The organism is Pseudomonas putida, assembly GCF_001941965.1.
In the GTDB taxonomy this organism is placed as follows: domain Bacteria; phylum Pseudomonadota; class Gammaproteobacteria; order Pseudomonadales; family Pseudomonadaceae; genus Aquipseudomonas; species Aquipseudomonas putida_L.
The window spans coordinates 12,997-33,408 of the sequence record NZ_MKZO01000042.1 but is presented as its reverse complement, the minus strand read 5'-3'; the positions used below and the strand labels follow the sequence as shown (position 1 = coordinate 33,408).

Below are 20,412 nucleotides of genomic sequence, written 5' to 3'. Positions count from 1 at the left end.
AACGACTTTATATCGTTATGGAATTAGCTATGTCGTTTCTGGAATAAACGCGGGTCGCTTTCAGGTATGTGGTTGCCGTTCGCAGGGCTTGTCGGCGTCGCCCTCAGAGCGGAGCGGCCGGGGCCGAGTGCTTAGGGTGGGACGTTCATCTTCCAGGAGAACCGCCCATGACGTTCGCTCCGAAATTCCTCGCTGCCGGGCTGGCCGCGCTGCTCAGTTGGCAAGCCCAGGCCGTGGAACTCAAGCACTGGCCCGCCGAGGCCGCGAAGCAGCTCGACACGATGATCGCCGCCAATGCCCACAAGGGTAACTACGCGGTGTTCGACATGGACAACACCAGCTACCGCTTCGACCTCGAAGAATCGTTGTTGCCCTTCCTGGAAAACAAGGGCGTGCTGACCCGCGACAAGCTCGACCCGTCGCTCAAGCTGATGCCCTTCAAGGACACCGCCGAGCACAAGGAAAGCCTGTTCAGCTACTACTACCGCCTCTGCGAAGTCGACGACATGGTCTGCTACCCGTGGGTGGCGCAGGTGTTCTCCGGGTTCACCCTCAAGGAACTGAAAGGCTACGTCGACGAGCTGATGGCCTCGGGCAAACCGGTGCCGAGCACCTATTTCGACGGGGACCAGGTCAAGGCCATCGAGGTCAACCCGCCCAGGGTCTTCACCGGGCAGACCGAGCTGTACAACAAGCTGATGGAGAACGGCATCGAGGTCTACGTGATGACCGCCGCCTCGGAAGAGCTGGTGCGCATGGTCGCCTCCGATCCGAAGTACGGCTACAACGTCAAGCCGCAGAACGTCATCGGCGTCAGCCTGCTGCTCAAGGACCGCAGCAGCGGCGCCCTGACCACCGCGCGCAAGCAGATCAGCGCCGGGCACTATGACCCGGCGGCCAACCTGGGCCTGGAACTGACCCCCTACCTGTGGACCCCGGCGACCTGGATGGCCGGCAAGCAAGCGGCCATCCTCACTTATATCGATGAATGGAAGAAACCGGTGCTGGTGGGCGGGGATACGCCGGACAGTGATGGCTACATGCTGTTCCATGGTGTCGACGTGTCCAAGGGCGGGATCCACCTGTGGATAAACCGCAAGGCCAAGTACATGGACAAGCTCAACGGGATGATTGCGAAAAATGCGGCAGCCCAGGCCAAGGAAGGATTGCCGGTGACGGCGGACAAGAATTGGGTGGTGGTGACGCCGGAAGAAATCCAGTAGTTCTCAGGGGCCTCATCGCTGGCAAGCCAGCTCCCACAGGGACCGGGTGCACCGCGAAACCTGTGGGAGCTGCGGTTCGGCGCCCCGACTTGCCAGCGATGAGGCCCTCAAGAGCAACACAAAACAATACCAATTGCGAATAACTCTTATCTTCTGCTAGCGTGCGCACCTCTTGAGACCCCGCCAGGAAGTGCCCGTGTCTTCGTGGAATACGCAGATCGCCCGCTTGTTCGCCGAGCAGAAGAAAGCACTGGAAGCCTTTGTCGCGCGGCGCACCGGCAATAGCCAGGTGGCTGCGGACCTGACCCAGGAATCCTTCCTGCGTCTGGCGCGGCTGCCCGCCGACAAGAAGATCGACAACCTGCCGGCCTTTCTCTTCACCATCGCCAGCAACCTGGTCCGCGATCACCAGCGCCAGGTGATCCGCCGCGAACGCCTGGACGCCGGCGAGCCCAGCGAAGACCTGCCGTGCAGCGCCCCCGGCGCCGAGGAACAACTCGCCAACCAGCAGGAACAACGCTTGATGCAGGCCGCCATCGAAGCCCTGCCCGAGGCGACCCGGCACATCTTCCTGCTCTATCATGTCGACGAATTGTCCTACCGGGAGATCGGCGAACGCCTGCAGATCACTCCGCGCAGCGTCGAGTACCAACTGCGCCGCGCCCTGGTGGATTGCCGGGCCTACATCAAGGCCCGCCTGCTCAACGACACGCCGGAGGCCCGATGATCGAGCCTGCCGTCGCCATGGATACCCGCATGACCCACCCCGACATCCCCGATGCCGATACGCTGTTCGACGAGGCCAGTGGCTGGTACTACCGCCTGCAGGCCGAGGACGTGACGGCCCGGGAGCGCGAGGATTTCACCGCCTGGCTGGCGCTTGGCCCGGCCCAGGCGCAGGCCTGGGATGAAGTGCTGGCGCTGCTCGGCGCCCTGCGCGAGCCGGCCCGGCAAGTGCGTGAGGCCGATCGCGCGCGCTGGCGCAGGCCGAAGCTGCGGGTCTGGGCCAGTGCGGCGGCGGTGCTGCTGGCGGTGGGACTGTTCACCTTCGCTACACCCTGGCCGGATCGCTGGCGCGCCGATTACGCCACTGCGACCGGCGAGGCGCGTAGCCTGGACCTGGCCGATGGTTCGAAGGTCGAGCTGAATACCGATACCGCCATCAGTCTCGATCTCGGCCCGAACGAGCGCCGCGTGCAACTGCTGCGCGGCGAAGCCTGGTTCGAGGTCAGCGCCGATGCGGCGCGGCCCTTCGTGATCCGCTCCGGTGACGGCTGGGTCAAGGTGGTCGGCACCCGTTTCAGTGTCTCCCGCCAAGGCGACCTGACCCGGGTGCGGGTGGCCCAGGGCAAGGTCCAGGTCAGTGCTGGCGGTGAGGCGAGCGTGCTGCTGGAGCCGGGGCGTGGCGTCGATTACCGCGACGACCGGCTGGGCGCGGTCAGCCCCTTCGACGGCGCCGCCGAGTTCGCCTGGCGCCAGCGCCAGCTGGTGTTCCGCCAGCAGCCGCTGGCCGAGGTGGTGGACGAACTGAATCGCTACTGGCCGGGCCAGACCCTGGTCCTCGGCGAAGCCCTGCGTCAGCGCAAGGTCTCCGGCGTGTTCGAAATCGACAAGCCCGACGCCGTGCTCAAGGCCCTCAAGCACACCCTCGGCCTCAGCGCCGAGCAGTACACCCCCTATCTGCGGGTGCTGCGCGAAGGCTGAAGAAAATTTTCAAAAAGTTTCAGGGTTTCCCCAAATCCCGTCGTCCTTGAACTCGTAGGCGCGAATAGCAAGCACTCTCAGATAGTGCGGCGCCGCTCAACGACTTCGACGATTTGGGGGAGCTTCACCGATGCCACACACCACCACCCGGCGCCATCTGCCGACCCTGCTCGGCCTGGCCATCGCCATGGGCTGCGGGACCTTCACCCTGCCGGCCCTGGCCGCCAGCGAAGCCCGGGCCGAGGTTTATCGCTTCGATATCCCGGCGCAATCCCTCGATGGTGCGCTGGCGGCCTTCAGCGCGGTGACCCGGGTGCAGGTGCTGGTCACCTCGGAAGTCACCCAGGGTCTGCGCTCGCCGGGCCTGAGTGGCAGTTATCCACAGGGCGAGGCACTCGGCCGGCTGCTGGCGGGCACCGGACTGTCCGCCAGCTATATCGATGGCGACAGCGTGACCCTGGAAAAGCGCGTCAGCGGTGACGAAGCCCTGCAACTCGGTGCCACCCGGATCAACTCCGACCTGCTCGGCGCCACCACCGAGAACAGCCATTCCTACACCACCGGCGCGGTGACCATCGGCAAGGGCGAGCAGAAGCTCAAGGACATCCCGCAATCGGTCTCGGTGGTCACCCGCCAGCGCATGAACGACCAGAACATGAACAACCTGCAGGACGCCATGCGCCAGGTGACCGGGGTCACCATCAAGTCCTACAACTCCGGTTCCAGCCTGAACGACGTGTACATGCGCGGCTTCCTGGTCGATCAGGTGCAGGTCGACGGTGTTTCGCAAGCCACCGGCCAGGGCGACCTGGCCACCAGTTTCGACCTGGCGATCTACGACCGCGTCGAAGTGCTGCGTGGTCCGAGCGGCCTGTACCAGGGCTCCGGCGAGCCCGGCGGGACCATCAACGTGGTGCGCAAGCGGGCCCTCGGCACCTTCGGCCTGAATGGCGAGTTCTCGGTGGGCTCGTGGGACAACTATCACTCCAGCATCGACGTCACCGGTCCGCTGAATGCCGACGGCAGCCTGCGCGGGCGTTTCGTCACCGCCTATGAAGACAACCAGTCCTGGGTCGATTACGCGCAGAACGAGCGGCCGACGATCTATGGCCGCCTGGAATACGACATCACCCCGTCCACCACCCTGTCCCTGGGCGGCACCTACCAGAAGAACCGTTCGACCCCGGCGTTCGGCCTGCCGGCCTATGCCGACGGCAAGCTGCTCGACGTCAGCCGCTCGACCTTCGTCGACGCCAAGTGGAACGAGCTGGACGAGCGTGTCTGGGAAGGTTTCGCCGAGGTTGACCATGCCCTGGACAACGGTGGCCAGTTCAAGACCTCGCTGACCTACCGCGATGCGGAGACGCCGACGCGCAACTTCACCTGGTCCGACGATGCGGTGGACCCGGCTACCGGCGACAGCTGGGCGGTGGCGTATTCCTACTACACCCATATCAAGAGCCTGGGCCTGGACAGCTTCGTCACCCTGCCGGTGGAAGCCTTCGGGCGCACCCACGAATTCACCGCGGGCGCCGAGTACCAGCACCTGAACAAGGACTTCACCTACGGCGGTGGCGAGTACTTCCCGATCAATGTGTTCGATCCGGGCAGCATCGACATTCCCAAGCGCGAGTTCGCCATGGACAACGGCACCTGGTCCACTTCCCGGCAGTACGGCATCTATGGCCGGGCGAAGATCGCCGCCACCGATGCGCTGGACGTGATCCTCGGCAGCCGGGTGACCTGGTTCGAAAGCGAGGGCAAGAACGCCAACGCCTACTTCAACCAGTTCGGCGAAACCGAGACCGATATCAACCGCAAGTTCATCCCTTATGGCGCGCTGGTCTACAAGCTGACCCCGGAGCTGTCGGCCTATGCCAGCTACACCAAGGTGTTCAAGCCGCAGACCGATATCGACGCCAGCGGCAGCGTCATTGCCCCGCGTGAGGGCGAGCAGTACGAACTGGGCCTGAAGCGTGAATTCCTCGACGGGCGCCTGAACGGCAGCCTGGCGATGTTCCGCATCTACGATGAAAACCGTGCCGAGCTGGTGTCTGGCGGGCAGTACTACCGGGCCCAGGGCAAGGTGCGCAGCCAGGGCTGGGAAACCGAGCTGAGCGGCAACCTGACCGATAACTGGAGCGTGGTGACCGGTTATGCCTACACCATGACCCGCTCGCTGAACGGCGCGGAGGATGGCAGCACCTACAGCACCATCACGCCGAAGCACAACTTCAACCTGTGGACCGACTACCAGTTCAGCGATGGACCACTGCAGGACTTCAGTGTTGGCGGCGGTGTGCGGGCGGTGAGTGCCACTTATTACCGTCGCAACGTCGACTTCGAGCAGGGCGGCTATGCGACGACCTCGGCGCAGATCGGCTACAAGGTGAACAAGAACGTCTCGCTGAAGCTGACCGGCAACAACCTGTTCGACCGCAAGTACTACGAGCGCGTGGATAGCCCGTGGGGCTCGAACTTCTATGGCGAGCCGCGCAATTTCACCTTCACCGTGCGGGCCAGTTACTGAGTGATGGCCCCATCGCCGGCAACGCCGGCTCCCACAGGTTTCGCATGCACCGCCAACCTTGTGGGAGCCGGCGTTGCCGGCGATGAGGCCCTGAAGACCAATAAACAATTTCCATAAAAAAACCGGCGCTCCAGGCGCCGGTTTTTTCATTCCCTATCTACCACTCACAGCCCGTCAAGCAGCGCCTTGTTACGCACGGCGCCCTTGTCGGCACTGGTCGCCAGCAGGGCATAGGCCTTCAGCGCGGTGGTCACCTTGCGCGGACGCTGTTCCACCGGTTTCCAGCCCTTCTGGTCCTGCACGATGCGACGTGCCGCCAGTTCTTCATCGCTGACCAGCAGGTTGATCGCCCGGTTCGGGATGTCGATCAGCACCTTGTCGCCGTCCTGCACCAGGCCGATGGCACCGCCGGCAGCGGCTTCCGGCGAAGCGTGGCCGATGGACAGGCCCGAGGTGCCGCCGGAGAAGCGGCCGTCGGTCAGCAGGGCACAGGCTTTACCCAGGCCCTTGGACTTCAGGTACGAGGTCGGGTACAGCATTTCCTGCATGCCCGGGCCGCCTTTCGGACCTTCGTAGCGAATGATGACGATATCGCCTTCCTTCACTTCGTCGGCGAGGATGCCGCGCACGGCGCTGTCCTGCGACTCGAAGATCTTCGCGTTGCCTTCGAACACATGGATCGACTCGTCGACACCGGCGGTTTTTACCACGCAGCCGTCGAGGGCGATGTTGCCGTACAGCACGGCCAGGCCGCCCTCTTGCGAGTAGGCATGCTCGACACTGCGGATGCAGCCGTTTTCACGGTCGTCGTCCAGGGTGTCCCAGCGGGTCGACTGGCTGAAGGCGGTCTGGGTCGGGATACCGGCCGGGCCTGCCTTGAAGAAGTGGTGCACCGCTTCGTCGTCGGTCTGGGTGATGTCCCACTTGGCGATGGCTTCTTCCAGGCTCGCCGAGTGCACGGTCGGCACGTCGGTGTGCAGCAGGCCGCCACGGGCCAGCGAACCGAGGATGCTGATGATGCCGCCGGCGCGGTGGACGTCTTCCATGTGGTACTTCTGGATGTTCGGCGCCACCTTGCACAGCTGCGGCACCTTGCGCGACAGGCGATCGATGTCGCGCAGGTCGAAGGCCAGCTCGGCTTCCTGGGCGGCGGCCAGCAGGTGCAGGATGGTGTTGGTCGAACCGCCCATGGCGATGTCCAGGGTCATGGCGTTCTCGAACGCCTTGAAGCTGGCGATGCTGCGCGGCAGCACGCTCTCGTCGTTCTCGCCGTAGTAGCGCTTGCACAGCTCGACGATGGTACGGCCGGCGGTGAGGAACAGCTGCTCGCGGTCGGAGTGGGTCGCCAGGGTCGAACCGTTGCCCGGCAGGGACAGGCCCAGGGCTTCGGTCAGGCAGTTCATCGAGTTGGCGGTGAACATGCCGGAGCAGGAACCGCAGGTCGGGCAGGCACTGCGCTCGTACTCGGCGACTTTCTCGTCGCTGGCGGTGGAGTCGGCGGCGATGACCATGGCGTCGACCAGGTCCAGGCCGTGGCTGGCCAGCTTGGTCTTGCCGGCTTCCATCGGGCCGCCGGACACGAAGATCACCGGGATGTTCAGGCGCAGGGCGGCCATCAGCATGCCGGGGGTGATCTTGTCGCAGTTGGAGATGCAGACGATGGCGTCGGCGCAGTGGGCGTTGACCATGTACTCGACGGAGTCGGCGATGATCTCGCGGCTTGGCAGCGAATAGAGCATGCCGTCGTGACCCATGGCGATGCCGTCATCCACCGCGATGGTGTTGAACTCCTTGGCCACGCCGCCGGCGCGTTCGACTTCGCGGGCGACCAGCTGGCCCAGGTCCTTCAGGTGCACGTGGCCCGGGACGAACTGGGTGAAGGAGTTGGCGATGGCGATGATCGGCTTCTTGAAATCCTCGTCCTTCATACCGGTGGCGCGCCACAGCGCGCGGGCACCGGCCATGTTGCGGCCGTGGGTGGACGTTTTGGAACGATAATCAGGCATGAAGCACTCCTGGCGGCTCATCAGGTAACAGAAAGGGGAGTGAGCTTCTCTTGTCCTTGGTACCGGAAGGCAGGTGGCCGCTGGTACGGATGAGGCCAAAGACGTCGCGGGATCGCCGCACGCTTGGCCAGAGCTCATAAACCCGCCGGGGGATGACTGGCGATGAATAGGCCGATTCTACACCGCTGGCGAGCGGAAGGAACGGCGCAATGGACAGTTGGTTCGCGTGCTCACGATTTTGCCGACGGGCTCGCTTTCCGCGAGCTAGAGCGCTACCGTGGGCGCCTTCGTCATCCTGACGACCTTTTTCACGGAGGAAATATGGTCCACCCAGCCGATGTGCCCGCCAGCAGCGTGTTGCGCATGCTCTCAACCACGGCCTGGTTCTTCGACTGTTTCGCCCGCCGCGTCACCCCGGAACAGAGCCTCACCGCCCTCGATGCCTACCAGCGCATGAGTCGCGCGGTGCCGGGCTGGATCAACCGTGCCTTGCGGATTCGCGACCTGATGGTGCGCCCGTTCGGGCTCAAGCCGGTGGCTGGTTTCAACCTGCGCGAGCAGAAGACCCCGCGGGTGGGGGAGCAGCTGGATTTCTTCCAGATTGCCGCGGTGACGGACCGGGAGCTGGTGTTGTCGCTGAAGGACAGTCACCTGGATGTGCTGATCTCGGTGCACCTGGACCCGAACAACCAGCTCAGCCTGACCTCCATCGTCGAGCCGCATAATTTGCTGGGGCGGGTGTATATGCGCCTGATCCTGCCGCTGCATCGGCGGGTGGTGAAGTCGATGCTGGGTGGTCTGTAACGCGTCTGTTCAGATGTACACCGACCCTGTGGGAGCTGGCTTGCCAGCGATGACTTTGGTGAATTCACTATCGCAATCGCTGGCAAGCCAGCTCCCACAGGGTCCACGCCGTCCTTTCGCTCGGTGTGTGGATAACTCCAGACACATCTTTCTCAAGGCTCTCCCGAGGAGCCGGGGATAAGGTCAACTCCCTCGCGCCAAAAGCCAGGAGCCGACCATGCACTACCCAATCTGCATCGAATGGGGCTACGACAACACCGCCACCGGAATCCAGATCCCCGACATCCCCGGAGCAGTCACCGCTGGCGACAACTTCGAGGAAGCCTACGCTGCCGCAATCGAAGTCGCTCACATCATGCTCGAAGAGATCGCTGGCAACGGTGAGCCCATCCCCATGCCCACCAGAACTGCCGTTCACCGGAGCAATCCTGACTTCGCCGGAATGGGTTGGGGAATGCTGGAAATCGATATCACTCCTTATCTGGGTAAGACCGAGAAGGTCAATGTCACCTTGCCGGGTTTTGTGATCCAACGGATTGACCGTTATGTCCGCGATCACAATGTGAAGAGCCGTTCATCCTTCCTTGCCGATGCGGCGATGGAGAAACTGGGGCGCTAAAAGCAGTGCTCCGGCAGCGGCGAGAATCAGGAAGCCAGCGCCCAGACTTCCGGGTAATTGCTCGCTGAACAAGGTAATTGCGGCACTGGCAAGCGCCCCCGCCGCAAACACCAGCGTACTGAGCAGCGCCGCTGCCGTCCCAGCCCGGTCCGGATGCAACGCCAGCGCAGAGCTGGTCGCCGCCGGACGAACCAGCGTCGTACCTGTCGTCCCTACAATGACTGGAATGAGAAACCGCAAGGGCGTCAGTTCCTGCCATTGGAAAACCAGCATCGCCCCCGCCAGCGCTATCAACACAAGCCCCAGCCCAATCTGCTGCAACGGCCTCAGGTACTTGTCCAGCCTTTGCGCCAACAGCCCGGCGGCCAGGTAAGCCAGACCGAAAAGCAGAAAGAACTCCCCGAAACGCTCCGGCGACAACCCAAGCCGCTCCATGAACATCAGTGGCGAAATCACGATGAATGCGAAATGGCAGGAAAAGGCCACGGAGGCGAGAGCGCCCAGGCGGAGAAACGAACGGTCGCGGAGCAACGGACCGTAGGCCTCGATCAGACCTGTTCGAATGCCCATCGGTCGGTGGTCCTTGGGCAGCATCGACAGGCACATCACCCAGACCAGCCCCGCCAGCATCGCGAAGGCGACAAAACTGGCCTGCCAACCGAAGCCGCTTTGCAACCAGCTCCCCAGCAGCGGCGATATCGAGATGAACAGCCCGCTGGCTGTGGTGAGCAGAATCCTCAAGCCATTCCTCTGCCGGGCACTGAACAGGTCCTGAATCAGCGCTTGCGACAGCACGAAGCAGCCACATCCCAGTGCTTGCAGCATGCGGAACGCCAGGAAACTCGGGTAATCCGCGGTCAGCGTGCAGCCGATCGCGCCAGCGATGGACAGCGCCAATCCCGCCAACAACAGGCGACGGCGCCCCACCTGGTCTGAAAGTGGCCCGACGATCAGTTGCGCTATCGTGACCATGAGGGCGAACAGACTGACCGACAAGGCGACCTGGGCGGTATCCACGGCCATATGGGCGCTGATCGCAGGAAAAGAAGGAAGGATGACATCCAGAGGAAAGGCGCCAAGGAGCGTCAGCAGAAGAAGGAATGCGATGACAGCATGATGCATGGAGACTCCGGAAACAGGTCATTGGGGCAACCTTTCCACGCTAGTCGGCAGTCTTCCCACGAATCGCTGGATATCGGAGAGGGCATTTCCGGCACGCTTGTCAGTCGATTACCGGCATCAAGGCCCAGCCCCAAACAAAAAATCCCGGCACCAGGCCGGGATTTTTCATTCAAGCGCTTATCAGCTGTTAGGCAACAACCGGCAAGTAATGCTCTTGATATAGCGAGTCTCCGGAATCGCCGGATGCACCGGATGGTCCGGCCCCTGACCGCCACGCTCGAGGAACTGGATATTCCGGTCCAGGTGACGGGCACTGGTCAGCAGGATGTTCTGCAGATCATCCTCCGGCAGGTGCATCGAGCACGATGCGCTGACCAGGATGCCGTCCTTGCTGAGCATGCGCATGGCCGCCTCGTTGAGGCGGCGGTAGGCGGCCTCGCCGTTTTTCAGGTCCTTCTTGCGTTTGATGAACGCGGGCGGGTCGGCGATGATCACGTCGAAGCGCTCTTCCGCAGCCTTCAGTTCACGCAGGGCGGCGAAGACGTCGCCTTCCACGCAGGTGACCTTTTCCGCGAAACCGTTCAGCGCGGCGTTGCGCTCGACACCATCCAGGGCGAAGCCCGAGGCATCGACGCAGAACACTTCGCTGGCGCCGAAGGCACCGGCCTGCACGCCCCAGCCACCGATGTAGCTGAACAGGTCGAGCACACGCTTGCCCTTGACGTACGGCGCCAGGCGCGCGCGGTTCATGCGGTGGTCGTAGAACCAGCCAGTCTTCTGGCCTTCCATGACCGGGGCTTCGAACCTGACGCCGTTCTCTTCCAGCGCAACCCACTCCGGCACTTCGCCGTAGACGGTCTCGACATAACGCTCCAGGCCTTCGGCATCACGGGCCGAGGAGTCGTTCTTGAACAGGATGCCGCTCGGCTTGAGCACCTGGATCAGCGCAGCCAGGACGTCGTCGCGCTGACGCTCCATGGTCGGCGAGGCCAGCTGGACCACGAGGATGTCGCCGAAACGGTCGACCACCAGGCCCGGCAGCAGGTCGGAATCACCGTAGACCAGGCGGTAGAACGGCTTGTCGAACAGACGCTCGCGCAGCGACAGGGCAACGTTGAGGCGGTGCACCAGCAGGGATTTGTCCAGCGACAGCTTGATGTCGCGGGACAGCAGGCGGGCGCAGATCAGGTTGTTCGGGCTCAGGCCGACGATGCCCAGGGGTTTGCCCCCCGCGGTTTCCAGCAGCGCCTGGTCGCCGGCCTTGAAGCCGTGCAGCGGGGTGGCGGCGACGTCGATCTCGTTGCTGTAGACCCACAGGTGGCCGGCGCGCAAACGGCGGTCGGCATTGGCTTTGAGACGAAGGCTGGGCAGGGACATGACGTCGCTCCGGAAAAAAGAGCGGGAGTATACCGCGCCGGCCCGGCCTGGCGCCCGTCGCCGCGACAAATTGCATGGCGAGTGGCCGTCACTTGGCCGAGTGATCAGGTTAGAATCGCCCCTCAGCCCCGAGTGCGAACTTATGATCCAGGAACTCACCGCCGAACAGATCCAGCACGCCCTGCAAGGCATCAGCGTGCCGCCCCAGCCGCAGATCATGGTGGATCTGCAGATGGAGCAGTACATGCCCGATCCAGACCTGGAGGTGATCGCCAAGCTGATCTCCCAGGACCCGGGGCTGTCCGGTGCGTTGCTGAAGATCGTCAATTCGCCGCATTACGGCCTGAGCAACAAGATCGCCTCGATCCAGCGCGCGGTGAACCTGCTGGGCAGCCGTTCGATCATCAACCTGATCAACGCGCAGTCGATCAAGGGCGAGATGAGCGACGAAACCATCGTCACCCTCAACCGCTTCTGGGACACCGCCCAGGACGTGGCCATGACCTGCCTGACCCTGGCCAAGCGCATCGGCTCCCAGGCGGTGGACGAGGCCTACGCCCTGGGGCTGTTCCACGATTGCGGCGTACCGCTGATGCTCAAGCGCTTCCCCGACTACATGAGCGTGCTGGAAGACGCCTACGCCAGTGCCGGCGACCGCCAGCGGGTGGTCGACACCGAGAACCAGGTGTTCAACACCAACCATGCGGTGGTCGGCTACTACACCGCCAGGTCATGGCGCCTGCCCGAGCATGTGAGCAACGCCATCGCCAACCACCACAACGCCCTGGCGGTGTTCAGCGATGAGTCGCCACGCAGCGTGCCGCTGAAGAACCTGCTGGCGATCCTGAAGATGGCCGAGCACATCTGCGCCTCGTACCGGGTGCTGGGCAACCAGAACGTCGACCACGAATGGAACAGCGTCGGGCACCTGGTGCTGGACTATATCGGCCTGTCGGAATACGACTTCGACAACCTCAAGCAAACCATCCAGGAATTGGGTAGCCACTGATCCATGCCGGAATTACCTGAAGTCGAAACCACCCGCCGCGGTATCGCGCCCTATCTCGAAGGCCAGCGCGTCAGCCGCGTGATCGTCCGCGACCGGCGCCTGCGCTGGCCGATCCCGGAGGATCTCGATGTGCGCCTGTCCGGGCAGCGCTTCGTCTCCGTGGAGCGGCGGGCCAAGTACCTATTGCTGAATGCCGAGGTGGGGACGCTGATCAGCCACCTGGGCATGTCCGGCAACCTGCGCCTGGTGGAAGTCGGGTTGCCGGCGGCCAAGCACGAGCATGTGGATATCGAGCTGGAGTCCGGCCTGGCGCTGCGCTACACCGATCCGCGACGCTTCGGCGCGATGCTCTGGAGCCATGCGCCGCTGGAGCATGAGTTGCTGGTGAAACTCGGGCCGGAGCCGTTGACCGACCTGTTCGAAGGTGAGCGGCTGTTCCAGATGTCCCGCGGGCGGGCGATGGCGGTCAAGCCGTTCATCATGGATAACGCGGTGGTGGTGGGCGTGGGCAATATCTATGCGACCGAAGCGCTGTTCGCGGCGGGGATCGATCCGCGCCGGGAGGCGGGGAGCATTTCCAAGGCGCGGTATCTGCGGCTGACCCTCGAGATCAAGCGGATCCTCGCGGCGGCGATCGAGCGTGGCGGGACCACCTTGCGCGACTTTATCGGCGGGGACGGGCAGCCGGGGTATTTCCAGCAGGAGCTGTTCGTCTATGGACGGGCGGGGGAGCCGTGCAAGGTGTGTGCTTCGACGTTGCGGGAAGTGAAGCTGGGGCAGCGGGCCAGTGTGTTTTGTCCGCGGTGCCAGAAATAGGGTTTTGTGCTGGATTTGATGGCCTCATCGCTGGCAAGCCAGCTCCCACAGGTCCAGCGGTGCACGCGATCCCTGTGGGAGCTGGCTTGCCAGCGATAGGGCCAGTAAGAACACCCCAAAAATCAGGGCTTCAGCACCTCTGAACTACCAACACCTCGGGGATCACTGGTCGACTCCAGCCGCCCACCCTGCTTGTCCCAGAACAGCACCTGCTGGTTCCCGTAACTGCGCCCCACATCTTTCAGGCTATACCCCCGGGCCCGCAGCGCTTCCATCTCGGCCGCACTGAACGCCCCCGGCTCATGCTCCACGACATCCGGCAGATACTGGTGGTGATACCGCGGCACCGCCGGCCAGCTACTCACCGGCCGCCCATCCAGATACTCCAGCATCGACAGCAGCACCATGCTCGGAATCCGGCTGCCCCCCGGCGTACCAAAGGCGGCGAACTCCGCCGGACTCTCGATAAAGCTCGGACTCATGCTCGACAACGGCCGCTTGCCCGCGGCCACCGCATTGGCCTGGCTGCCCGCCAGCCCATAGCTGTTGCTGCCCTGGGGATCGGCGGCAAAATCGTCCATCTCGTTGTTCAGCACCACCCCGGTCCCGACCGGGGTAAAGGCCGCGCCAAATGGCAGGTTGACCGACAAGGTCGCCGCCACCGCATTGCCCTCGGCATCGATCACCGCGAAATGGGTGGTGTGGTCGCCCTCGCGCCAGGGTGGCGACGGTGGGAGCTTCGAGCTGGGCGTGGCGTCATGCACATCGATACCGTCAGCCAGGGCCGTCAGGTGCTGGCGCGAGAGCAGTTGCGGAATCGGGTTATGCACATGGTCGGGATCGCCCAGCAGCCCGCGATCACGGTAGGCCCGGCGCAGCACTTCCAGCACATAGTGGGCGCGCTGGACCTTGTCCGCGCTCTGCCACGGCAGGCGCTGCAGCATCGCCAGGCTCTGGGCGATGGCGACACCGCCAGCAGACGGTGGCGGGGCGCTGATCAGCTCGCGCTGGTCGGCCAGGCGGTAGCGCAGCGGTTCGCGTTCGACGACGTGGTAATCGGCCAGGTCGTTGTGGCTCCAGATCCCGCCCGAGGCGTTCACTTGCTGCACCAGCTTCGCCGCCACCGGCCCGCGATAGAAACCATCGCGACCATGCTCGGCCAACTGTTGCAGGGTCGCCGCCAGCTCCGGCTGACGAATCAGCGTTCCCGACTCAGGCACTTTCCCGTTGTCGAGAAACAGTCGGGCGGTTTCCGCATCGTCGCGCATGGCGCCCTGGCGCATTTGCGCCCGGTCGCGATAGATACGGTCAACGGCAAAGCCCTGGTTAGCCAGGCGAATCGCCGGGGCGAGGGTGTTCTTCAGCGGCAGCTTGCCGTAGCGCGCCGCCAGCTCGTCCAGCGCTGCCGGCAGGCCGGGAATGGCGGCAGCCAGCGGACCGTTGATCGACAGGCCGGGCTGTTCCTTGCCGTCTTTCAGGTACATGTCGGCGGTCGCCCGAGCGGGCGCGCGCTCACGGGCGTCGATAAAGCGATAGGCGGTCGGATTGCCGGACTGGCGCAGCAGGAAGAAGCCACCGCCGCCAAGCCCCGAACCATAAGGCTCGACCACGGCCAGCGCAGCGCTCACGGCAATCGCCGCGTCGAAAGCATTACCGCCTTGCTCGAGGATCTCCCGCGCCGCAGCGGTCGCCGCAGGATGAGGTGTCGCCAGCGCCGCACGCCCCGGGCCGTCGGCCAGGGCCGCGACGCTGCACAGCGCCAGGCCGGCGCCAAGGAACAGGGAGCGAAGCGCGGCGACGCCGGTCATCAGGCCTTGCCGGTGATACGGCGGTACTTGGCCATCAGCTCGTCTTCGGTTTCCGGATGGGCTTCATCCAGGGGGATGCAGTCGACCGGGCAGACCTGCTGGCACTGCGGTTCGTCGTAGTGGCCGACGCACTGGGTGCACAGGTTCGGGTCGATCACGTAGATCTCTTCGCCTTGGGAGATGGCGGCGTTCGGGCACTCGGGTTCGCAGACGTCGCAGTTGATGCAATCGTCGGTGATGATCAGGGACATGGGGACTCCGGCCAGGGTTTCAGGCCCGGGCAATTGAAAACCAATGGGCGCAATTGTGCCGTATTAGCGCCCATGTTGCACGCGGGCGCCGGTTTTCCTGGCCAGATGAGATTACTTCTTGAAACGCTCGGTCAGCGCGTCGGCCACCGCCGGGTGGACGAACTTGGTGATATCGCCGCCCAGTGCCGCGATCTCGCGGACCAGGGTCGAGGAGATGAACGAATAACGTTCCGACGGGGTGAGGAACAGGCTCTCGACGTCGGGCGCCAGTTGCCGGTTCATGTTCGCCAGCTGGAACTCGTACTCGAAGTCCGACACCGCGCGCAGGCCGCGCAGGAAGACATTGGCCTGCTGCTCCTTGGCGAAGTGCGCCAGCAACGAGGAGAAGCCGAGGACTTCGACGTTGGGCAGGTGCTTGGTCACTTCACGCGCCAGTTCGACCCGTTGTTCCAGGGGGAACAGCGGATTCTTCTTGGGGCTGGCGGCGACCGCGATGATCACATGATCGAACAGACGCGAGGCGCGTTCGACCAGATCGCCATGGCCCTTGGTAATAGGGTCGAAAGTACCCGGGTACAACACTCGGTTCATCGCGTCGTCCTGGCAGGAGTGCGTTAGGGACTCGGATGGTAGCGCAGCCGATACGCCCGGGCCAAGTCGCCATCACCGGCCAAAGGCACTATGGACAAGGCCGCCCGAGGCGTTTCCAAGGCGTTCGCCCAGCAACTGGCTGAGCCGCGCGGTGATGGCATAGACCGACAATTGCGGGTTGGCGCCGATGCTGGTGGGGAACAGCGAACCGTCGTGGATCGACAGGTTTTCCAGCTGGTGGTGCCGGCCCAGGCTGTCGCAGACGCTCTGCTCCGGGGCTTTGCCCATGGCGCAGCCGCCCATGACGTGGGCGCTGCCGAGGCGGGTGAGGAAGAGTTCCAGGTTCAAGCCGTCGATCATTGCCTTGGCTTCGGCGAGGTTGCCTGCGGGCCGACTGGCGGTATGCAGCGGCAGCACGGTTTGAGCACCTGCGGCGAACTGGATCTGCGCCATGCTGTGGAAGGCCCGGCGCACCCCGTCCCAAGCATAGGGCGATACCGGGTAATCCAGCACCGGCGAGCCATCGCCGCGCAATTCCACGCTGCCGCCCACGCTCTGCGGGTGAAAGCCGTCGCGCAGCAGGGCCAGCATCACATGGGTGTGAGGCAGGTCGGCCATGCGCAGGGCGTTGTCCTCACCGAAGCCGCCGAGCAGGGTGGAAGCCAGGGCCGGGTGCAGCGGCGGGACTTCCAGCTTGTAGCCCATGGGCCCGGCGACGCCGTTGCGCCACTGGAAATGGTCGCTGTAGATCGACTGCGGCGCACCGTAGAACGGGTTTACCGGCTCGGCGAAGTGCGCCGCGCTGAAGTTGACCAGATGCAGGAAGGTACGTTTGCCCAGATGCCGGTGCGGGTCCGGTGCCTTGGAACGCAGGAGCAGCGCCGGGCTGTTGATGCCGCCGCCGGCTAGCACGTAGTGCCGGGCGCGGACGCGGATACGGCGACCGGTGGGCGCCACGCAGTGCCTGTCCATCGCCACGCATTCCAGCGCGGTGATTCGTTCTCCGTCATGTTCCAGGCGTTCGGCCCGGGTCAGGTAGAGCAGTTCCCCACCGTGCTCCAGCGTCGCCGGGATGCTGGTCACCAGCATCGACTGCTTGGCATTCACCGGGCAACCCATGCCGCAGTAGCCGAGGTTCCAGCAGCCGCGGACATTGCGCGGGATCACCTTCCAGTCCAGCCCCAGCGCCGAGCAGCCCCGGCGCAGCACGTCGTTGTTGGCGTTGGGCGGCATCTGCCAGGGCGTGATGCCGAGGCGCTGTTCCGTGCGTTCGAACCAGGGCGCGAGATCATCCACGCCATGGCCTTCGACCCCGTGTTCACGGGCCCAGTGGCGCAGGGTCGGCTCCGGGGTGCGGAAGCTCGAGGTCCAGTTGATCAGGGTGGTGCCGCCCACGGCGCGGCCCTGGAGGATGGTGATCGCGCCGTCCTTGCTCAGGCGGCCGATGCCTTCCTGGTAGAGGCTGGCGTAGGCCTCGTTCTCCAGCATGCGGAAGTCGCTGCTGGTCTTCAGCGGGCCTTCCTCGATCAGCAGCACGCGGTAGCCGGCGGCGCTGAGGATTTCCGCGCTGGTGGCACCGCCGGCACCGCTGCCAATGATGGCGATATCGGTTTCCAGGTTCAGGTCCTGGTCCAGGGTCGAGGCGTCACGGGCTTTCCAGCCACGGGCGAGGCCGTCGCGAAACAGATCGGGTACGGGCATGGTCGGGCTCTTGTTCAGATCTTCGGTGGGCCGGGATAACCGCAGGCGCCCCAGGACTCGGGCAGGCTGTACCAGGCCATCAGCAGCAGTTGCAGCAGCGAGCTGTAGCCCTGGCGCAGCAGGTTCAGCGAGCTGTCCTGCCAGCGCAGGAGAAAGGCTTCGATACGCTCTCGCGATGCCTGCTCCCAGGCGCCCCAGACCCCGGTCAGCGGACCGCGGGTAAAGGGCAGGGCGAGCACGTCGAACAGTTGCCGGGTCAGCTTGAGCATTTCCGGGGAAAGGCTGGCCAGGGCTTCGTCGAGACGGGCGAGGACCTTGTCGAGCGGCGCCTGGGTGCCTTGCAGCACCACAGGCGTCACCGCCCGCAGCATGGGCAGGTCGTCGTTGCGCAGGATGCGAAAGCCGTTGGCCGGGGTTTCGGCGGCGCAACCGACCAGGCTGGCGCCGCCGAGAAACAGCGTGGCGCCAAGACTGAACTTGAGCAGGCCGCGACGGTTCAGCGCGGCGACTTCGGGCAGGCGTGTTGTCATTGTTCTTGGCCTGTTATGCAGCGATCAGCGGATGAAGAAGCGGTACACCAGTTGTTGCAGGCGCTTGCCGTAGGGCGGGTAGATCAGCCGCGCCAGGTTCAGACGCTGCTTGGCCAGCACGCCCTTGGCCTGGCTGAAGGTCTGGAAGCCCTCGAACCCGTGGTAATGCCCCATGCCGGACGGGCCGACGCCGCCGAAGGGCAGGTCGTCCTGGGCCACATGCAGCAGGGTGTCATTGAGGCAGGCGCCGCCGGAATGGGTGTGGTCCAGCACCAGGCGTTGCTCGCCGCGTTCGTAGCCGAAGTAGTACAGGGCCAGCGGACGCGGGCGCTGGTTGATGTAGGCAATGGCCTCGTCGATCTGGTCGTAGGGCACTACCGGCAGCAGCGGGCCGAAGATCTCGTCCTGCATCACCTGCATGGCGTCGCTGACGTTTTCCAGGACCAGTGGCGGCAGGCGGCGGTCCGGCGGGGTTTCGTCCGGGTACAGGCTGGTGACCCGCGCGCCCTGGCGGCGGGCGTCGTCGAGGTAGCCGTTGAGCCGGGCCAGATGGCGCGGGCTGATGATCGCGGTGTAGTCCGGGTTGCCGGTGACCTGTGGATAAAAGCGCCGCACGGCGTCGCGGTAGGCGTCGATAAAGCCGGGGATGCGCTCGCGGGGGACCAGCACGTAGTCGGGGGCGACGCAGGTCTGCCCGGCATTGAGGGTCTTGCCGAAGGCGATGCGTTCGGCAGCGTCGGCCAGGGGCACGGTTTTCGAGACGATGGCCGGGGACTTGCCGCCCAGTTCCAGGGTGACCGGGGTGAGATTGTCGGCGGCGGCGCTCATCACCTTGCGCCCGATGCTGGTGGCGCCGGTGAACAGCAGGTGGTCGAAGGGCAGGTGGGAGAAGGCCTCGCCCACGTCGGCCTCACCGAGGACCACGCAGACCATGTCCGTGGGGAACACCGATTCCAGCAGCGACTTGAGCACCAGGCCGGTGGCCGGGGTGGCTTCGCTGAGCTTGAGCATCACCCGGTTGCCGGCGGCGAGGGCGCCGGTCAGCGGGCCGATGGCGAGGAACAGCGGGTAGTTCCACGGCACGATGACCCCGACCACGCCCAGCGGCTGGTACTGGACCCGGGCGCTGGCGGGCTGGAAGGCCAGGCCGACGGCGCGGCGCCTGGGTTTCATCCAGCGGGGGAGGTGTTTTTCCGCGTGGGCCAGGCCGAGGACGCTGGGCATCAGTTCGGCGAGGCGGGTTTCGTCGGCGCTGCGGCCGTTGAAATCCTGGTCGATGGCGGCGATCAGTTCGTCCTGGCGGGCGATCAGGGCCTGGCGCAGGGCCTTGAGCCATTGCCGGCGCTGGGCCAGGGGCGGCATGGGCAGGCGGGCGAAGGCGGCGCGTTGTGCGGTGAACAGGGTGTCGAGCCAGTCCAGTTGGGACATCGGGACCTCCGTGATTTGTTGTTTGGGCTAGAGCATATACTCTAATCCTGATTTTGTATGGGGCTTGAGGGCCTCATCGCTGGCAAGCCAGCTCCCACAGGGTTCGCGGTGAATTCCCTACAGATCCCATGGATGCAACCCACCGACCGACACCGTAAGATCAACCAATCATTTCAAGCTCATGACTCCGGAACCGACTCATGGCCCCGCGTATCAAGACCCGCGAGCGCATCGTGCAAAACAGCCTGGAGCTGTTCAACCAGCAGGGCGAGCGCAGCGTCAGCACCAACCATATCGCTGCGCACATGGAGATTTCGCCGGGCAACCTGTACTACCACTTCGCCAATAAGCAGGAAATCATCGCCGAGCTGTTCAGCCAGTACGAGGAGCAGGTCGAGAGCTTCCTGCACCCGCCCAAGGGCCGCCTGGCCACGGTCGAGGACAAGCGCTTCTACCTGAAGGCGATCCTCGCGGCGATGTGGAACTACCGCTTCCTGCACCGCGACCTGGAACACCTGCTCGACAGCGACAAGGACCTCGCCGACCGCTACCGGCGCTTCTCCCAGCGCTGCCTGTTGCAGGGCCAGGCCATCTACGAGGGCTTCGTTGCCGCCGATATCCTCGAGATGAATGCCGTGCAGCTCGAGTCGCTGACCCTCAACACCTGGATCATCCTGACCTCCTGGGTGCGCTTTCTCTGCACCACCCGGGAAAATTCCGCCCACCTGAGTGAAGAAGCCATCAAGCGTGGTGTCTACCAGGTACTGGTGCTGGAACTCGGCTACGTCACCCCGGCGGCACGCGCCGCGGTGGACGCGCTCTGCGAAGAATTCTACGTACCGCTGCAGCAGGCGCTGGAGCAGTAACGTGCCCGTTCAATCGATATGGAGACT

General features: G+C 64.4%; 18 protein-coding genes. 9 read left to right on the top strand and 9 right to left on the bottom strand.

The annotated features are described in order from the left end of the window. The first annotated feature begins 167 nt into the window (after nt 1-167). From PSEMO_RS22880 to PSEMO_RS22865, 4 genes are all read left to right on the top strand, one after another. Nucleotides 168-1,223: a phosphorylcholine phosphatase gene (locus PSEMO_RS22880; protein WP_075805228.1), complete on the top strand. Its 1,056-nt coding sequence runs from the start codon at nt 168-170 to the stop codon at nt 1,221-1,223. Between the two features lie 196 nt (nt 1,224-1,419). Beyond that, nucleotides 1,420-1,950, top strand: coding sequence for an RNA polymerase sigma factor (locus tag PSEMO_RS22875; protein ID WP_075805227.1), 531 nt, complete (start codon nt 1,420-1,422; stop codon nt 1,948-1,950). Next, on the top strand, nt 1,947-2,927 hold the full coding sequence (locus tag PSEMO_RS22870) for a FecR family protein (RefSeq protein WP_256721171.1): 981 nt from the start codon (nt 1,947-1,949) through the stop codon (nt 2,925-2,927). Before PSEMO_RS22875 ends, PSEMO_RS22870 begins: the two co-directional genes overlap by 4 nt. A 187-nt stretch (nt 2,928-3,114) precedes the next feature. Then, a complete protein-coding gene (locus PSEMO_RS22865) occupies nt 3,115-5,457 on the top strand; it encodes a TonB-dependent siderophore receptor (protein ID WP_372239134.1) in 2,343 nt (780 codons plus the stop codon). Nucleotides 5,458-5,621: 164 nt separating this feature from the next. Here PSEMO_RS22865 and ilvD read toward each other — a convergent pair whose 3' ends face one another. Next, nucleotides 5,622-7,463 carry a dihydroxy-acid dehydratase gene (ilvD, locus tag PSEMO_RS22860; RefSeq protein ID WP_075805225.1) on the bottom strand — a complete coding sequence of 614 codons (1,842 nt, stop codon included), beginning with the start codon at nt 7,461-7,463 and terminating at the stop codon, nt 5,622-5,624. Between the two features lie 321 nt (nt 7,464-7,784). On the opposite strand from ilvD, the gene PSEMO_RS22855 reads away from it, so the two are divergent. Beyond that, entirely contained in the window at nt 7,785-8,267 is a 483-nt protein-coding gene (locus PSEMO_RS22855) for a DUF2867 domain-containing protein (RefSeq protein WP_075805224.1), read from the top strand. Between the two features lie 217 nt (nt 8,268-8,484). Then, the gene (locus PSEMO_RS22850) at nt 8,485-8,886 is read left to right on the top strand and encodes a type II toxin-antitoxin system HicB family antitoxin (protein WP_075805223.1); all 402 of its coding nucleotides are present in this window, start codon (nt 8,485-8,487) and stop codon (nt 8,884-8,886) included. On the opposite strand, the gene PSEMO_RS22845 is transcribed toward PSEMO_RS22850, so the two are convergent. Beyond that, nucleotides 8,842-10,008, bottom strand: a complete 1,167-nt coding sequence (locus tag PSEMO_RS22845; protein WP_075805222.1) for an MFS transporter — start codon at nt 10,006-10,008, stop codon at nt 8,842-8,844. The genes PSEMO_RS22850 and PSEMO_RS22845 overlap by 45 nt on opposite strands. A gap of 180 nt (nt 10,009-10,188) precedes the next feature. Further along, a complete protein-coding gene (locus tag PSEMO_RS22840) occupies nt 10,189-11,385 on the bottom strand; it encodes a class I SAM-dependent rRNA methyltransferase (protein ID WP_075805221.1) in 1,197 nt (398 codons plus the stop codon). Nucleotides 11,386-11,581: 196 nt separating this feature from the next. Here PSEMO_RS22840 and PSEMO_RS22835 point away from each other — a divergent pair, with 196 nt between their 5' ends. Both PSEMO_RS22835 and mutM read left to right on the top strand, forming a co-directional pair. Next, a complete protein-coding gene (locus tag PSEMO_RS22835) occupies nt 11,582-12,394 on the top strand; it encodes an HDOD domain-containing protein (RefSeq protein ID WP_178392037.1) in 813 nt (270 codons plus the stop codon). A gap of 3 nt (nt 12,395-12,397) precedes the next feature. Further along, the gene (gene mutM / locus PSEMO_RS22830) at nt 12,398-13,210 is read left to right on the top strand and encodes a bifunctional DNA-formamidopyrimidine glycosylase/DNA-(apurinic or apyrimidinic site) lyase (protein ID WP_075805219.1); all 813 of its coding nucleotides are present in this window, start codon (nt 12,398-12,400) and stop codon (nt 13,208-13,210) included. Between the two features lie 122 nt (nt 13,211-13,332). Here mutM and ggt read toward each other — a convergent pair whose 3' ends face one another. The 6 genes from ggt to PSEMO_RS22800 form a co-directional block, all read right to left on the bottom strand. Beyond that, nucleotides 13,333-15,018, bottom strand: coding sequence for a gamma-glutamyltransferase (ggt, locus tag PSEMO_RS22825; protein WP_075805218.1), 1,686 nt, complete (start codon nt 15,016-15,018; stop codon nt 13,333-13,335). Further along, nucleotides 15,018-15,269 (bottom strand): YfhL family 4Fe-4S dicluster ferredoxin, encoded by a 252-nt coding sequence (locus PSEMO_RS22820; RefSeq protein ID WP_011531711.1) that lies wholly within the window; start codon nt 15,267-15,269, stop codon nt 15,018-15,020. Before PSEMO_RS22820 ends, ggt begins: the two co-directional genes overlap by 1 nt. Before the next feature lie 111 nt (nt 15,270-15,380). Continuing rightward, nucleotides 15,381-15,860 (bottom strand): pantetheine-phosphate adenylyltransferase, encoded by a 480-nt coding sequence (gene coaD, locus PSEMO_RS22815; protein WP_075805217.1) that lies wholly within the window; start codon nt 15,858-15,860, stop codon nt 15,381-15,383. A 72-nt stretch (nt 15,861-15,932) separates the two neighbouring features. Beyond that, a complete protein-coding gene (locus PSEMO_RS22810) occupies nt 15,933-17,561 on the bottom strand; it encodes a GMC family oxidoreductase (RefSeq protein WP_075805216.1) in 1,629 nt (542 codons plus the stop codon). Nucleotides 17,562-17,575: 14 nt separating this feature from the next. Next, on the bottom strand, nt 17,576-18,061 hold the full coding sequence (locus tag PSEMO_RS22805; protein ID WP_075805237.1) for a twin-arginine translocation pathway signal protein: 486 nt from the start codon (nt 18,059-18,061) through the stop codon (nt 17,576-17,578). A gap of 54 nt (nt 18,062-18,115) precedes the next feature. Further along, a complete protein-coding gene (locus PSEMO_RS22800) occupies nt 18,116-19,534 on the bottom strand; it encodes a coniferyl aldehyde dehydrogenase (protein ID WP_256721172.1) in 1,419 nt (472 codons plus the stop codon). Between the two features lie 185 nt (nt 19,535-19,719). On the opposite strand from PSEMO_RS22800, the gene PSEMO_RS22795 reads away from it, so the two are divergent. After that, nucleotides 19,720-20,385, top strand: coding sequence for a TetR/AcrR family transcriptional regulator (locus PSEMO_RS22795; RefSeq protein ID WP_075805214.1), 666 nt, complete (start codon nt 19,720-19,722; stop codon nt 20,383-20,385). Nucleotides 20,386-20,412 lie beyond the last annotated feature (27 nt).

Excerpts from the sequence above, each read along its gene's own strand:
- PSEMO_RS22870 (WP_256721171.1), top strand. The coding sequence starts at position 1,947 with ATGATCGAGCCTGCCGTCGCCATGGATACCCGCATGACCCACCCCGAC.
- PSEMO_RS22820 (WP_011531711.1), bottom strand. The coding sequence starts at position 15,269 with ATGTCCCTGATCATCACCGACGATTGCATCAACTGCGACGTCTGCGAA.
- PSEMO_RS22795 (WP_075805214.1), top strand. The coding sequence starts at position 19,720 with ATGGCCCCGCGTATCAAGACCCGCGAGCGCATCGTGCAAAACAGCCTG.
- PSEMO_RS22880 (WP_075805228.1), top strand. The coding sequence starts at position 168 with ATGACGTTCGCTCCGAAATTCCTCGCTGCCGGGCTGGCCGCGCTGCTC.
- mutM (WP_075805219.1), top strand. The coding sequence starts at position 12,398 with ATGCCGGAATTACCTGAAGTCGAAACCACCCGCCGCGGTATCGCGCCC.
- PSEMO_RS22865 (WP_372239134.1), top strand. The coding sequence starts at position 3,115 with ATGGGCTGCGGGACCTTCACCCTGCCGGCCCTGGCCGCCAGCGAAGCC.
- coaD (WP_075805217.1), bottom strand. The coding sequence starts at position 15,860 with ATGAACCGAGTGTTGTACCCGGGTACTTTCGACCCTATTACCAAGGGC.
- PSEMO_RS22855 (WP_075805224.1), top strand. The coding sequence starts at position 7,785 with ATGGTCCACCCAGCCGATGTGCCCGCCAGCAGCGTGTTGCGCATGCTC.
- ilvD (WP_075805225.1), bottom strand. The coding sequence starts at position 7,463 with ATGCCTGATTATCGTTCCAAAACGTCCACCCACGGCCGCAACATGGCC.
- PSEMO_RS22840 (WP_075805221.1), bottom strand. The coding sequence starts at position 11,385 with ATGTCCCTGCCCAGCCTTCGTCTCAAAGCCAATGCCGACCGCCGTTTG.
- PSEMO_RS22845 (WP_075805222.1), bottom strand. The coding sequence starts at position 10,008 with ATGCATCATGCTGTCATCGCATTCCTTCTTCTGCTGACGCTCCTTGGC.
- ggt (WP_075805218.1), bottom strand. The coding sequence starts at position 15,018 with ATGACCGGCGTCGCCGCGCTTCGCTCCCTGTTCCTTGGCGCCGGCCTG.
- PSEMO_RS22850 (WP_075805223.1), top strand. The coding sequence starts at position 8,485 with ATGCACTACCCAATCTGCATCGAATGGGGCTACGACAACACCGCCACC.
- PSEMO_RS22810 (WP_075805216.1), bottom strand. The coding sequence starts at position 17,561 with ATGCCCGTACCCGATCTGTTTCGCGACGGCCTCGCCCGTGGCTGGAAA.